This is a genomic window from Anabaena sp. TISTR 8404 (genome assembly GCF_056847745.1).
In genome coordinates this window covers 4,450,681-4,465,683 of record NZ_CP180578.1, presented here as the reverse complement: position 1 = coordinate 4,465,683, position 15,003 = coordinate 4,450,681, and the positions used below count along the sequence as shown (strand labels likewise).

The 15,003-nt window shown below is 40.5% G+C and carries 10 protein-coding genes; 6 read left to right on the top strand and 4 right to left on the bottom strand.

The genetic code is table 11. The annotated features are described in order from the left end of the window. Nucleotides 1-2: 2 nt before the first annotated feature. On the bottom strand, nucleotides 3-1,250 hold the full coding sequence (gene ctpA / locus ACMX3D_RS19330) for a carboxyl-terminal processing protease CtpA (protein WP_482747489.1): 1,248 nt from the start codon (nucleotides 1,248-1,250) through the stop codon (nucleotides 3-5). Between the two features lie 593 nt (nucleotides 1,251-1,843). Here ctpA and petB point away from each other — a divergent pair. The 5 genes from petB to ACMX3D_RS19305 all read left to right on the top strand — a co-directional run bounded on the left by petB (nucleotide 1,844) and on the right by ACMX3D_RS19305 (nucleotide 5,824). Beyond that, entirely contained in the window at nucleotides 1,844-2,491 is a 648-nt protein-coding gene (gene petB / locus ACMX3D_RS19325; protein WP_190707232.1) for a cytochrome b6, read from the top strand. A 245-nt stretch (nucleotides 2,492-2,736) separates the two neighbouring features. After that, a complete protein-coding gene (gene petD, locus ACMX3D_RS19320) occupies nucleotides 2,737-3,219 on the top strand; it encodes a cytochrome b6-f complex subunit IV (protein WP_482747488.1) in 483 nt (160 codons plus the stop codon). A gap of 348 nt (nucleotides 3,220-3,567) precedes the next feature. Next, nucleotides 3,568-4,020 (top strand): ATP-binding protein, encoded by a 453-nt coding sequence (locus ACMX3D_RS19315; protein WP_482747487.1) that lies wholly within the window; start codon nucleotides 3,568-3,570, stop codon nucleotides 4,018-4,020. A 159-nt stretch (nucleotides 4,021-4,179) separates the two neighbouring features. Beyond that, nucleotides 4,180-5,346: a glycosyltransferase family 4 protein gene (locus ACMX3D_RS19310; RefSeq protein WP_482747486.1), complete on the top strand. Its 1,167-nt coding sequence runs from the start codon at nucleotides 4,180-4,182 to the stop codon at nucleotides 5,344-5,346. Nucleotides 5,347-5,452: 106 nt separating this feature from the next. Further along, nucleotides 5,453-5,824, top strand: coding sequence for a hypothetical protein (locus tag ACMX3D_RS19305; RefSeq protein ID WP_482747485.1), 372 nt, complete (start codon nucleotides 5,453-5,455; stop codon nucleotides 5,822-5,824). 160 nt (nucleotides 5,825-5,984) lie between these two features. Here ACMX3D_RS19305 and ACMX3D_RS19300 read toward each other — a convergent pair whose 3' ends face one another. Both ACMX3D_RS19300 and ACMX3D_RS19295 read right to left on the bottom strand, forming a co-directional pair. After that, nucleotides 5,985-6,731: a DsbA family protein gene (locus ACMX3D_RS19300; RefSeq protein ID WP_482747484.1), complete on the bottom strand. Its 747-nt coding sequence runs from the start codon at nucleotides 6,729-6,731 to the stop codon at nucleotides 5,985-5,987. 274 nt (nucleotides 6,732-7,005) lie between these two features. Further along, nucleotides 7,006-7,629 (bottom strand): 4Fe-4S single cluster domain-containing protein, encoded by a 624-nt coding sequence (locus ACMX3D_RS19295; protein WP_482747483.1) that lies wholly within the window; start codon nucleotides 7,627-7,629, stop codon nucleotides 7,006-7,008. Nucleotides 7,630-8,142: 513 nt separating this feature from the next. Here ACMX3D_RS19295 and ACMX3D_RS19290 point away from each other — a divergent pair. After that, nucleotides 8,143-13,221 (top strand): PAS domain S-box protein, encoded by a 5,079-nt coding sequence (locus ACMX3D_RS19290; RefSeq protein ID WP_482747482.1) that lies wholly within the window; start codon nucleotides 8,143-8,145, stop codon nucleotides 13,219-13,221. Between the two features lie 54 nt (nucleotides 13,222-13,275). On the opposite strand, the gene ACMX3D_RS19285 is transcribed toward ACMX3D_RS19290, so the two are convergent. Next, complete coding sequence (locus ACMX3D_RS19285; protein ID WP_482747481.1) at nucleotides 13,276-14,907, bottom strand: CocE/NonD family hydrolase; 1,632 nt, start codon at nucleotides 14,905-14,907, stop codon at nucleotides 13,276-13,278. Nucleotides 14,908-15,003: the final 96 nt, after the last annotated feature.

The window sequence follows — 15,003 nt, the reverse complement described above, 5'->3', positions numbered from 1 at the left end:
CTCTAGCCCTTAGCCCCTACAGCTACAGTATTTCTCGCCAATATTTCGACTGCTGCTTGATATTGCAAATCGGCTTCTGTTGCAATCTGTTCGCGGGAAATGGGTTGTTGGGTAACTACTTGATCTGGCTTAATTCCTAATTTATTAATATCTCGATGCTGCGGAGTTTCATATTTAGCAATGGTGACTGCCAAACCAGAACCATCTGACAATTCAAATAAAGATTGAATTAAGCCTTTACCAAATGTAGTTTCGCCTACTAATGTCGCCCGTCCATTGTCTTGCAGTGCGCCAGCGAGAATTTCACTAGCACTAGCAGTTCCTTGATTGACCAAAATGACTAAGGGATCTTGTGTCAGTGGCGGGCCAAAGGCTTCAAAACTGCCTTGAATGCCTTGGCGATTAACTGTGTAGACTATTGTGCCAGAATCTAACCACAGCCGAGCAATTTCAATGCCAGCCTGTAAAAGTCCGCCAGGATTGTTGCGTAAATCTAAAATATAGGCAGCAGCGCCTTTTTTTTCTAGACTATTAATAGCGTGTGCCAACTCCATAGAAGCGTTGGCATTAAATTGAGTGAGGCGAAGATAACCAATGGATGTACCTTGAGGAGAAGTACGCAATTGGGCAACAACAGGGTTGAGTTCAATGCGATCGCGTACTATACTAACTTCTCGCTGTTCCTCTCCATCACGTTCAATCAACAGCGTTACTAAACTGCCAATGGGGCCACGCATTCTGGCCGCAGCTTCATCCAGGGTCAAGTTCTCTGTAGAAAATCCTTCAATTTTCAGAATGCGATCGCGCGGTTTAATGCCTGCTTTATCTGCTGGTGAACCTTCAATCGGCGAAACTACTTCTAGTTGTCCTGTATGCGGATTGAGGGCAATTTGCAAACCAACCCCTGTTAATTCTCCAGAAGTATTAACTTGCAAGCTGCGATACTGTTCTGGATCTAAAAAACGGGTAAAAGGGTCATCTAGGCTCTTGAGCATGGACTGAATCGCTGTGTAAGCTGCTTGTGTATTGTTCAGCGGCTTTTCCAAGACTTTTTGTCTGACTGCTGCCCAGTTTTGATGATTAAATGTCTCATCTAGATAAGTGCGATTGACAATGCGCCACACTTCTGAAACTAACTTTTGCTCATTAGTCAAAGCCGTTGCTGTTGGGATGAATCCGCCAATCGCCAAACAAAACGCCAAAAATAGTGAAAATCCTATCCGAAAAACTTGCTTTTGCATGAACCCCATTTTCAATTCCACCTGAACCCAAATTGTACAGAACTGCCCAGTTCTCTTGTTTTTTCTGAAGAGGGAACAGGGAACGGGCAACAGGTGAGACCAGCCCCCGTCTTGGCGATTTCCGTCACGATGGGGGACTGGCGAACCCGAAGGGAAACAGAAGGTTGTGGTGCGGGTTTCAATCCCCAACCAGAACTTGCCACTCATAGAAATATGGGTCTCTAGTTCCCAGATAGAGAACAAGTGCAAAGGAGAAACTGTTCCCTATTCCCTATTCCCTATTCCCTTCTTTGATGAAATCTATCTCTCGACTATGTTACTTTTTTTATAGAAGTAGTGCATTGCTCTCATCAAATTGTTAAAGCAATCGATGAGTACACAAGGCACTCTACAAACGATAAGATCTACTTTGGAACTGGCATTTTAAGTGTTTGGTTGCAAAGAGAACGCCATATATTTCATATTTACAGAGTGTTAAGTTGCTTAAAACTCTGATAACTCTGACAGCAAAAAACCAAACAAACAACCTTTTTGTGAAAATCCCAAAATTGCCAATTGGGAGATTTATCAACCGCAACCGATTTTTAGGAACTTGAGATTGTATGGCCAACGTTTACGACTGGTTTGAGGAACGCTTGGAAATTCAGGCGCTCGCAGAAGACGTAACAAGCAAGTACGTCCCTCCTCACGTCAACATTTTTTATTGCCTGGGTGGAATTACCTTAACTTGCTTTCTCATCCAGTTCGCCACTGGATTTGCCATGACGTTCTACTACAAGCCAACAGTTGCAGAAGCTTACTCTTCTGTGCAGTACATCATGAACGAAGTAAACTTCGGTTGGCTGATTCGTTCTATCCATCGCTGGTCTGCCAGCATGATGGTGTTGATGATGATTCTGCACGTCTTCCGGGTTTACTTGACTGGTGGTTTTAAAAAGCCCCGCGAATTGACCTGGGTGAGTGGTGTAATCATGGCTGTAATCACCGTTTCCTTTGGAGTTACAGGCTACTCCCTGCCTTGGGATCAGGTTGGTTACTGGGCTGTGAAAATTGTTAGTGGTGTACCAGAAGCAATTCCTGTAGTTGGGGTACTGATTTCTGACCTACTACGTGGTGGTTCTAGTGTTGGTCAAGCAACCTTAACTCGTTACTACAGCGCCCACACCTTTGTTTTGCCTTGGTTAATTGCAGTATTCATGCTGTTCCACTTCTTGATGATCCGCAAGCAAGGCATTTCCGGGCCTTTGTAATTTAATTGTTTGTTCGGCCAAAATGTGAAAAGGCAATAGCTGTTTCCAGACAAAGTTGTTTGTTTTAAACTGATGAAAAATTAGATACACCACATCAGCAAAAAAATCACAGACAATTCTATTAGGAAGCTAAAAGCTACTCCCTTATCCAAGGTGGTCTTAAAGACACAAGGCTAGGGCGGCCTGATAGCAAACGGCTAACATCAATGCTTTAACTGAAATTCAGCAGGAGAGCGCACTTAAAAATGGCAACAGTAAAAAAACCCGATCTGAGCGATCCTATTCTAAGAGCTAAACTGGCCAAAGGTATGGGTCACAACTATTACGGTGAACCAGCTTGGCCTAACGACCTACTTTACATCTTTCCAGTTGTAATCATGGGATCTTTCGCTTGTATTGTGGCTCTAGCTGTACTAGATCCAGCAATGACAGGTGAACCAGCAGATCCTTTTGCTACACCACTGGAAATTCTGCCAGAGTGGTACTTGTACCCAGTATTCCAAATTTTGCGATCGCTTCCTAACAAATTGTTGGGAGTTTTAGCAATGGCTTCCGTACCCTTGGGACTAATTCTTGTTCCCTTCATTGAGAGCGTTAATAAGTTCCAAAACCCCTTCCGCCGCCCAGTTGCGACCACAGTATTTCTGTTTGGAACTCTCGTAACTCTGTGGTTGGGTATTGGTGCTGCTTTACCTTTAGACAAATCCTTGACCTTGGGACTGTTCTAAATTTAGATTAGTCACCAAAAATTGCTTTGACGCTTGTAAGTTTCAGAAGCATGTACAAGGAGGTGAGTGGTTAGCGCCACTCATCTCCCCGCAATATGCTTGTGAAACAAGTAACAAGCGTCAATTTTAGTAATCCAGGTAGCATCTTGGATTTTCAGTTTTGGATTATGGCAATAGCCAAGTTAGTTAGGAAATTAACAGATGATAAAACTCAGGCACCAAAAGACTTTTAACTCTGTCCCCTGTCCCCTGTCACCTGTTCCCTGCCATAATAGCTATTCCAAAATTTAAAATCTCTAATAGCCAACAACTAAACACATCTTTTATTGAATATTCAAGTCACGGTCAATGCTAAGCATGGTGGAGCGAGACCATCTGACTGTAACGAGCGACCTTACGCTCTTAAATAAAGTGCAACAATGGTTTGAGCAATTTTGTCTGCAATATGTATTTCAATTTGGTTGGTCAGAAAGCCAACTTTATCGACTTAATTTAGCATTAGCAGAGGGCTTTACCAACGCAGTTCGTCACGCTCATCGAGCTTTACCACCGGAAACAACCATAGAGATAGAAGTTAGCCTATGGGTTGACCGTATGGAAATCAGAATTTGGGATCATGGTAAACCTTTTAATCCCGATGCGATCGCTGAGCCAGAACCCGGTACTCCCCAAGTAGGTGGCTACGGATGGTTTTTGTTGCGGCGGTTAACTGATCGGGTAATTTACGAACGTAGTAATGATGAGAGAAATTGCCTACTAATTGTCAAGTATGCCAACCAAGAAATTCCAAAAGCAAAATAAAACGGGATTTCTTATGCACTAAAAAAGTTTGTATAAAAAAAAATACTCAGTCTAGTAAAGTCAGCATACGATTGTAATTACTCTTTTGCTAAGATTTGGCAGCAGCATTGAGATTACTCAGGCTGCAAAAGAGTAAAACTTATATAAATAAAAACGTAAATGCTGATTGATGTAATGGGAGAAAACCCGAAAGCAAGTAAAAAAAATAACACTAAATCTCGCCATGTCTTCGTTTTTATAGAAATTTTTGCTTGTGAAGGTGGTATTCAATCTTATGTAAAAGATATTTTTCAGGCTTATTTGGAATTAAACTCAGCACACAATGCAGAAGTATTTGTACTGCGAGATAGTCCTAACTGCGCAAATCCTTTTGAGTCTGAGAGTTTAAAATTTCATTATTTTAAAAATAATTCGCCGCAAATAGGCAGAATTAATATGGCAGGGGCTTTGTTAAAGTTTCTGTTACAAAAACGCCCCCAACACGTTTTTTGTGGTCATATTAAACTCGCAGTATTAATCCAAACTCTTTGTCAGCCTTTAAGTATTCCCTACACAGTCCTCACCTACGGTAAAGAAGTTTGGGAACCGTTAAAAAATCCAGAACGCCGCGCCCTCGCCGCCGCCAGCGAAATTTGGACAATTAGCCGCTACAGCCGCGATCGCGCTTGTGCTGCTAATGGGATTGACCCCAACAAAGTTAAAATGCTTCCTTGTGCAATTGATGGGGAGAAATTTACACCAGGGTCAAAACTGCCAGACTTAGTAGAAAAGTATGGCTTAACAGATGCTAAAGTCTTGATGACAGTAGCACGCCTCTGGTCGGGAGATATTTACAAAGGTGTTGACGTAACGATTCGGGCGCTACCGAAAATCGCTCAAGTTTTCCCTGATGTCAAATATTTAGTAATTGGTCGTGGTGATGACCAACCACGATTAGACCAGTTGGCAACAGATTTGGGTGTCAGCGATCGCGTTGTGTTTGCTGGCTTTGTCACAACAGAAGATTTAATCGCCCATTACCGCCTAGCAGATGCTTACATCATGCCTTCTCAAGAAGGTTTTGGGATTGTTTATCTCGAAGCAATGGCTTGTGGTGTACCCGTGTTATCGGGTGATGCTGATGGTTCGGCTGACCCCTTACAAGATGGTAAACTAGGCTGGCGCGTTCCACACCGTAATGCTGATGCCGTCGCCGCAGCTTGTATTGAAATTCTGCACAAGAAAGATCAACGTTGTGATGGACAGTGGTTGCGAGAACAAGCGATCGCTCATTTCGGCACAACAGCCTTCCGACAGCAGCTATTGTCATTAGTCAAGAGTCCATAATCCATAGTCAATAGTTAAAACAGATTAACCATTGACCATTGACAAATAACCATTAACTAACCCCAAACTCGCTATCCTAGAAAGAGAGCAAGACAGTACTTAAAAAATGAGCTTTAACAATTCTCAATTGAATCTGGTAAATCTCCGCCCTTTGCTCACTTTATTAGCAGTTATCTGGTTGCTAGGTTCATTGGGCTTGGGTTGGTTAGTGAAGTCGTTGTTTATTCTGTTTGCACTGCTGTCACTAGCACCTGTGGTTGCATTCTTCGGGTTTCGCTGGTGGCTACAACGCAACTTAGTGACTGACAAGTGTCCCGTTTGTGCATATGAATTCACAGGCTTAAATAATAGCCAATTACAGTGTCCCAACTGTGGAGAACGGATCTTAGTTCAGAAAGGTCATTTCCAACGCTTTGCACCAGAAGGCACAATTGATGTGACAGCGGTAGAAGTACCAGCCAAATCGTTGGAAGAATAAGAAAAAAGTATTCAGTTGTTGACTGTTGATAGTTAACTGTTAGCAGTCAATGAACCTCATGAGTAACTGTGTTATTTAAAAGCCTGATATCTGACTATTTCTGGATGGTTAGTGGTTAGTTTTAAAGGGCTAACCACTAACCTAAATTTAGTTAATGAGTTTAACTAGCATTAGCCAATTTAGCTTCAATGTCTGATGCTTGTACTGCACCAACAAAATCTCCAGCTTTAATCACTAAGAAAGGTGTGCCAGCGATGCCCAATTCATTAGCTAGTTTGAGATCTTTTTCAACTGCTGTTTTAGCAAGCTTGCGATCGCTTTCAAATTTTGGCAAATTTAAATTAAGTTTTTTAGCAATATCTACATACAAAGCTTCACCTAGTTGCTTTTGATTTGCAAACAAAGCATCATGATATTCCCAAAACTTACCCTGTTGTTTAGCCGCCCAAGCTGCTTGTGCTGCTGGTACTGCTTCGGGGTGAGTGGAAACTACAGGTAAATTTTTATAAACCAAGGTGAGATTATCTTTGTGCTTTTCTACTACTGACTTCAATGTTTTCTGCACCTCAGCACAGTAGGGACATTGAAAATCAGAGAATTCTATCAGCACAGTTTTTGATTGAGTTGAGCCAGTTGTCGGTGAATCTCCGATGATACTTTCAGGATTAGTTTTTAAATCGCTTAAAAAAGCTTGTTGTACTTGTACTAATTTCTCTTGCTTTGCCAGCTGATACTCTTGTAGAGCATTGATCACGAATTGGGGATTGTTACGGATAATCTCTAAGACTTGCTTTTCGAGTTTAGAATCAATCTCGGTAGCCGCTTGTGCAGGCAGTGTCCAGCCTAAGACCAAACAAAGCAAGCAGAGGATGACCCCGGTACGTAGATACTGAAATAGTTGTCGCATATCAAAATACGGAAAATGATCCAACACTATTTCAGTATTACCTACTGTCTTTAAAGGTGAACAGTAGACTTAGGTAAATATTTTGTGTGGAGATAAGGCAGGAGTAAAGAGGCTTTTAGCCTTGTGATCTTTTTTGAATGGTTATCTTGAACTCGACTTTCTACTTAATTAAAAATTAAGGATTACCTACAATGATATTGCGATGGATAGATTGACAGAACTCTTACACAGATAGTAAATCTCAATCCAAAATCCCAAATGGTATGACTACCTGTCAAGTCAATTCCAACCGCCCACGATAACCCGTGACAATGCGGCTACCATCCTTGAGAATGTGGATTTCAATTTGGTCACTAGCCCAAGTAATTTGGTCTGCTAAAGCTGGGTTAAAGACATTCACCCGTTGATTACTGGAGGAAACAGGGGAATTGGGAGAATTAATTGCTAAAGATTCAACAAACGGCCCATCAATTAAAATATCTAACTGTTCTAATAATTCCTGAGAACCGGGAGGTGCAGACTCAGACTGGAGTTGTTTGAGGGTAAAACCTGTAAAAGACATGATATTTAAGCCAGCAGCTTTTAGTTTACGTGCCAAAGCGGCTAGTGCAGGTGCTTGCCAAAAGGGTTCACCACCAGAGAAAGTTACACCTGTGTTTTGTGGTTTGCTGAGAATTTGTTCGGCGAGGGTATCCACAGAAATCAGTTGGTTAATTTCAAATGGCCACGACTCAGGGTTAAAGCACCCAGGACACTCACGTGGACAACCTTGTACCCAAACAACAGCACGACAACCAGGGCCGTTAACTTCTGATTCGTCAACATAGCCCATAATGTTGAGATAGCCAGGGGGAATTTCTGGGAGTGTTGGCGATGGGTGAGTTGGTTGAGTTGCCATCTATTTCCTCCTGTGTTTACATTACTCATCAATGCCCTTGATATTCTGAGCAAAATTGCGCGATCGCTGCCAAAATATTCATTAAATCAATTATGGCTACGCGTTACTTGACGTGCTGCATTTGATTTGACGAAACTGCATCTAAATTTTGGTAGTTACGAGAAAATGCCAAAAGCAACACTTCTAACAAAAATTTAACGTTGAAATATGAGGAACTTGTGAAGAATGTCTTAACAAGACAATCAATCACGAGACCTACTAGCAAACATAAAAGAAATTTATTGTCTAGCCTTGATTCTCTAGTTTCTATTTTCAAGCTAGACCTCACACGGATTAAATTTCTGTTACGAGATCCTGCCAACCTAATTTTAGGTATATGAAGAAGTTGGAGAAATAATGGCTAATAATTTATGCTTGCATTATATTTATTAATAATTCTATTTTGCTAGAAATATATTTTATTTTCAATTTTATTTATTAATATTTTCTGAGAAATTAGAAATTTTTATATATATGTATAATCAACCAATCAAAATTGTATTAGTTGATGATCAACCTACTGATTTAGATTTTTTAACTGAAGTTCTTGAAAATCAAAATTGTCAAGTACATAAATTTAGTTCTGGCTCACAGGCAATTAATGCAGTTATAGAAATATTACCTGATTTAATTTTGCTTGACATTATCATGCCAAACATGAATGGTTATGCAGTTTGTCAACATCTCAAAAATAATAAACAAACTCAAAATATTCCCATTATTTTTCTCAGTCCTATAAAAACTTTAAAAGATAAAGCAAAATTTTTTGAATTAGGTGCTGTTGACTATATTACTAAACCACTATGCTCACACGAAATTCTTATCCGAATTCAACCTCATATTAATCTTCAAAATCGGCTAAAATCACCACAATTCCAAGGTACAGAACAAGCGATAAATTTACTTAGTATCAAAATCCGTAACCATAACTTAGCATTAACAGAATTAGCCAAAAATCAGGTATTATATCAAGGCAATCTCAAGGTAGCATTTAGAGAAATTACAGAAGTCGTTACTAAAAACCTGACAATCGAGCGAGCCAGTCTCTGGCTATATAATGAATCTTCAACTCATATCTATTGCCTTGACTTATTTGAGCAAAGTTGTCACCAACATAGTGAAGGGCATACTTTAGCCGTAGCAAACTATCCCATTTATTTTCAAGCTTTGCAGCAAGATGAGGTGATTGCTGTTGAAGATGTTCATACTGATCCTCGAACTAGAGAATTCGCTCAACTTTATTCACGCCTTAATATTACTTCTATTCTGGATACACCAATTAGATTAGAAGGAAAAACCGTGGGAGTTTTGTGTCTGGAGGCGGTGGAAATTTTACGTGAATGGACACTAGAAGACCAAAACTTTGCCCGTTCCCTCAGTAATTTAGCATCTTTAGCATTAGAAGCGCGGGAACGCCAACGGGCCGAAATTGCACGTCGCGCTTCTGAAGCAAAGTTAGCATCCGCTTTTAAAGCATCTCCCGACCCAATTATCCTGTGTAAATTTCCAGAAACTCGCTACATCGAAGTTAATGACAGTTTTTGTAGGCTGTTTGGTTATTCTCGTAACCAAGTGATTGGTCGTACTGAGAAAGAAATGCAGATTTGGGCTAATTGCGAAGAATGTGTTTTGCTTGGGCAAATCCTACAACAAACAAAATCCCTACGCAACTATGAAGTTGATTTCCGTACCTCAAATGCAGAAATCAAAACAATGCTGTTTAGTGCGGAAATGATGGAAATTGATGGACAACAATATGTATTAGGCACTGCTAAAGACATTACGGAACGCAAGCAAGCAGAAAATGAAAGCAGGTTATTACTATTAACTTCGCAAGCTATTACTCGTGCTGTTGATGTTAAGAGTGCTTTAAAAGTAGTGCTGCGCTTAATTTGCCATTCTATAAATTGGGATTTTGGCGAAGCATGGTTACCTAGTGATGATGGCACAGTTTTAGAACATAGTTTAGTTTGGCATGGAGAGGAAATCAACTTAGAGAAATTCTGTGATGAAAGCCAAACTTTCAAATTTGTCCTTGGTGAAGGACTACCAGGACGAATCTGGCAAACTAGACAACCAGAATGGATAGAAGATGTATCTACTGCTAAGCAACCAGTGTTTTTGCGATCGCCACAAGCTGCAAAATTAGGATTAAAAGCTGCTTTTGGTGTGCCAATTTTAGCTGATGGTGAAGTATTAGCGATTTTAGTATTTTTTAAACGCAGTTCAGCATTAATAGATAAGCGTTTGCTGATGTTAATTGGGGCTGTTGCTACCCAGTTAGGTAGTTTGATTCAGCGCAAAATTATCGAAGCCGCCCATAGGCAAAGTGAAGAACGTTTACAATTAGCCCTAGAAGCCAGTGATTTAGGCTTGTGGGATTGGAATCTCAGCAGTGGTAAAGTCTACCGTGACTGGCGGTGGAAAAAAATGCTGGGGTACACAGAAAACGACATTGGGGATAATTATCAAGCTATTGAGCAGATTATCCATCCAGAAGATTTATCAGCAGTCACCTCAGCTTTAAAAGTTCACCTCCAAGGTGCGAGTACTGTTTATGAAGTTGAATGTCGAATGCGCTGTGCTGATGGGGAATGGAAGTGGATTCAGTGTCGCGGCAAAATTGTAGAATGGGGCAGTGGGGGTCAACCGTTGCGGATGACGGGGACTCATAAAGATATTACAGAACGCAAAACTTTAGAACGAGAATTGGCGCTACGAGAGGCTCGACTGAATGCTTTTTTCAGCAGTGCGCCTGTGGGGATGAATATATTAGATAACCAATTGCGGTATGTGCAGATTAATCAAGTTTTAGCTGATATTAACGGGTTATCCCAACAAGAGCATATTGGGAAGACAATGTATGAAGTAATACCCGAAATTGCACCTTTAGTAGCACCATTTTACGAACATGTATTATCGACTGGTCAAGGAATTCTCAATGTAGAAATTTGTACGCCCATACCTAAACAACCAGAGATACAAAGTTATTTCTTGACTTCGTATTTTCCGATACCTGGTGAGGACAACAGCCTTTCTGGTTTGGGTACAGTTGTGATTGAAATTAGCGATCGCAAATACGCAGAACTGGCTTTGCAAGCAAGTCGGCTACGCTATCAAACATTAGCCGAGGCTTCACCTGTGGGGATATGGCATACCGATGAATTAGGTAATTGCATTTATTTCAATCAGCGCTGGTGTGACATTACTGGCTTAAAACAATCAGAAGCGATGGGGACTGGCTGGGCCAAAGGCTTACATCCAGATGATCGCGATCGCGTTTTTGCTACCTGGAATGCAGCAGCAGCTAAATCTTTATACAAGTGTGAGCATCGTTTTCTGCGTCCTGATGGTAAAAGTGTCTGGGTGATTTGCCAAGCTTTACCTGAAATCAACGAAAACGGAGAAATTACCGGACACATAGGGACAATTACAGATATAACCGACAGTAAACTAGCAGAAGCAGCCTTACGCGAGAGTGCAGAACGAGAAAAAGCGATCGCCCAAGTCATTCAAAGAATGCGACAGACCTTAGATTTAGACAAAATCTTTGCCGCCACCACCGCAGAATTAAGACAAGTACTAAATTGCGATCGGGTAGCTGTTTATCGTTTCAATCCTGATTGGAGTGGTGAATTTGTCTCTGAGTCAATGGGAGAAGGTTGGAAATCTTTAATTTTGGAACAGAAAAAAGATCCCATTGTCAAAAACAATGCTATAGAAGATGGTCGATGTTTAGAAACTATTTTAGAGAGTGCAGCTTACCCAATCGAGGATACTTATCTGCAAGCAAACCAAGGTGGAATATATCACCAAGATGTAAGTTTCCGTTGTGTTTCAGATATTTACAAAGCTGACTTTGACCCTTGTTACTTAGACTTATTAGAGCGCTTTCAGGCAAAAGCTTATATTATTGTCCCAATTTTTTGTGGTAGCAAACTGTGGGGATTATTAGCAAGTTATCAAAATTCTAATTCTCGACAATGGAAAACAGGAGAAATTAACATTGTTGTTCAAATTGGCAATCATTTAGGAGTTGCTTTACAACAAGCGGAACTTTTGGCACAAACTCAAAGACAATCAGAAGCATTACAAGCAGCAGTGATTGCTGCTGATGCTGCAAACCGAGCAAAAAGCGAATTTCTCGCCAACATGAGCCACGAATTACGCACACCTCTTAATGCAATTCTTGGCTTTACGCAAATCATGAGCTATGACAATCAACTGTCAACAGAACATCAACAAAACCTAGCAATTATTAATCGTGCAGGCGAACATCTGCTCAACTTAATCAACGACATTTTAGAAATGTCCAAAATCGAAGCTGGCAGAACTACTTTGAACATTAGTAGTTTTGATTTAATTACTTTATTAGAAAACCTCGAAGAAATGTTGCGTTTGCGTGCCAATTCCAAAGGGTTACAACTGCGATTTGAATATGCAGCAAACCTACCGCAATATGTGCAAACAGACGATAACAAACTGCGTCAAGTTCTACTTAACCTCTTAGGAAATGCAATTAAATTTACTCAGACAGGCAGTGTAACTTTGCGCGTCAAATTAGCACCTCAAACAAATGCAGAACACACCACTTTCCACTCCCTAATTTTTGAGGTACAAGACACAGGTGTTGGTATTTCCCCAGAAGAAATCGACTTGTTGTTTCAAGCCTTTGGACAAACCGAAATTGGTAAAAAAACCCAACAGGGAACTGGACTAGGTTTAGCAATTAGTCGTAAATATGTGCAACTAATGGGGGGAGATATCAGTGTCAACAGTCAAAAAGGTATGGGTAGTACATTTACCTTCCGAATTGATATTGGTTTAGCCTCTACTCATCAAGTTTCAGCGAGTCAATCTCAACGCCAAATTCTGGGTTTAGCACCAGGACAAACTGAGTACCGAATTTTGGTTGTGGATGATATTTTAGAAAGTCGTTTGGTACTGGTGAAATTGCTGCAATTCATGGGTTTTGTGGTACAAGAAGCGACAAATGGCGAGGAAGCTGTAGCTTTGTGGCAAGTATGGCAACCACATCTAATTTTTATGGATATGCGTATGCCTGTTATGGATGGCTATACAGCTGCAAAGATGATTAAAGAAACAAATGTTCATTCTATTATTATTGCTTTAACTGCCAATGTCTTTGAAGAACAACGAGAAGCTATCTTATCAGCAGGTTGTGATGATTTAATTAATAAGCCTTTCCGTAAAGAGCAAATATTAGAAAAAATTCAACAATATTTAGATGTCCAATATATTTATCACGAAGAAGAACAGCAACTTTCAAATGTAATACAGCCAAATGTACAACCTATTATTACATATCATGATTTATTACCTTGGTTGGTGCAAATGCCAGATGAATTGCTGGCGCAAATCTATCATGCTGCTGCTCAATGTAGCGATGATTTGATTTTACAGTTAATGGCCAATATTCCTGGTGATAATACTATTAGTAAACAATATTTAGCTGATTTAGCTTATAATTTTAACTTTGAGAAAATTATGGAAGTTACAAAAATGGCTAGGGAGACAAAAATTAACGATTAAATAGATTTTCAGGTTTTGATTTTAATCTGCATGATATCTGTCAATTAATTTAAATTAATTAAATGAAACTACTGGTAATAAAATTTGAGAAGTGCGATCGCCACCACAATGTACTGTCAAGGTGATAATTCGGGCATTGAGTAAATCAGCGCTATTTATAACTGCGCCATTCCCAGAGTTCATCGCATAAGCGGGAAAACACGCCACACTCAAACTCAAACGCAAGGCGTTACCTTCGGCAATACACACACAAGTTGTTTGTAGGTGAATTTTGATTGGGACAGTAGTATTTGGTGGACAATGTACATAACCTTGCGTCAAATTAAATACTCGTCCATCAGGCTGTAATTGCGATAAGACAGCACATAAATCATAACTAGGTTGATCAGCACTGCAATCAATTTCTACAACTACATCACCAAGTAAATATAACTCTTCTGTTAGTGGTTGACTAGTATAAGTTAAAACATCTGAACGGCAATCAATATGCGATCGCTCAAATACACCCGCAGGTATTCCCCCGTGACCGCCTAAAGATGGTGCTGGTCGCCAAGGGTCGTGAACTAACACATCAAAAGAATTTTGGATTTTGGATTTTAGATTTTGGATTAATATTCCTGAGTCCTCGCGGATGCTGGCTAGTCCGGTGGTTGACAAAAAATAGGATTTCTGGTTTGCTGTGTTTAAACTGGGTAAAGTACGCCATATATTACTTCCCATTTCAAACAGGCAAATAGGCGACTCGTGCAGTAAGCCTGTATCTATATCTTTCAAAAATTGATCAAACCAACGGATTTGCATTCTATCTACAGGACTGGTAGCTTTAGCACCAAAATCTACATCCCCCACTTTTCGACCCCAGGGTAAATGCGCCCAAGGCCCGACTAATAAATGCTGGGGTTTACTGCTACGGGCTACCATATCTTTGTATAAATGCAGCGTACCGCGCAGGTAAATATCAAACCATCCCCCGATATGAAACATCGGCAAGTCAACAGTTTGCAAATGATTTTTGGGTGAAAGTTCTTCCCAGTAAGCATCTGGTTGGGGATGTGCTGCCCATTCATGATAAAACGACTCAGGGGCAAGTTGTTGTAGAATTTCAGGGCTATTTACAGGTAAATTGCGAGCAGCAGCAAACAAAGCTTGATAAGCTGTTTGATCATTACGTAGACGCGCAGTTTCTGTAGCTAATTGAATTGCCCAAGCGAGATTAGTTTGCAAACAGAATGCACCACCTTCATAAGCCCAATCTGTATACAAATCATAGCCAATCATGGCTGGACAAATTGTTTTTAAAGCGCTGGGTTGAGAGGCTGCGGCGTATAGTTGTGTCATTCCTTGATAGGAAAAACCATACATCCCGACTTTGCCATTACTACCAGGTAAATGTGCTGCCCAATAGATGGTATCTTCACCATCAGCAATTTCATGGGCGAATAATTTAAATTCGCCTGCGGAAGTTCCACGTCCGCGTACATCTTGAATAACTACAATATAACCGTGAGCAGCATACCAACTTGGATGAGCATAAACAACAGTGGATGCGATCGCTCTACCATAAGGTTGCCGCATTAATAATACAGGAAAGTTCTCTGCGGCATCAGGGCGATAGATATCTGCATCCAGACGCACACCGTCACGGGTGTACATAGATGCGGTTTGTTTCGGAAGAACTTTGTACATGGATAGATATGATGGCGAAAGTGCAAAATAACGCCGATTATGAGATATACCTAGAGAACATCTCGTTTTGGAAACTTGAACTCAGGTTATTTTAGA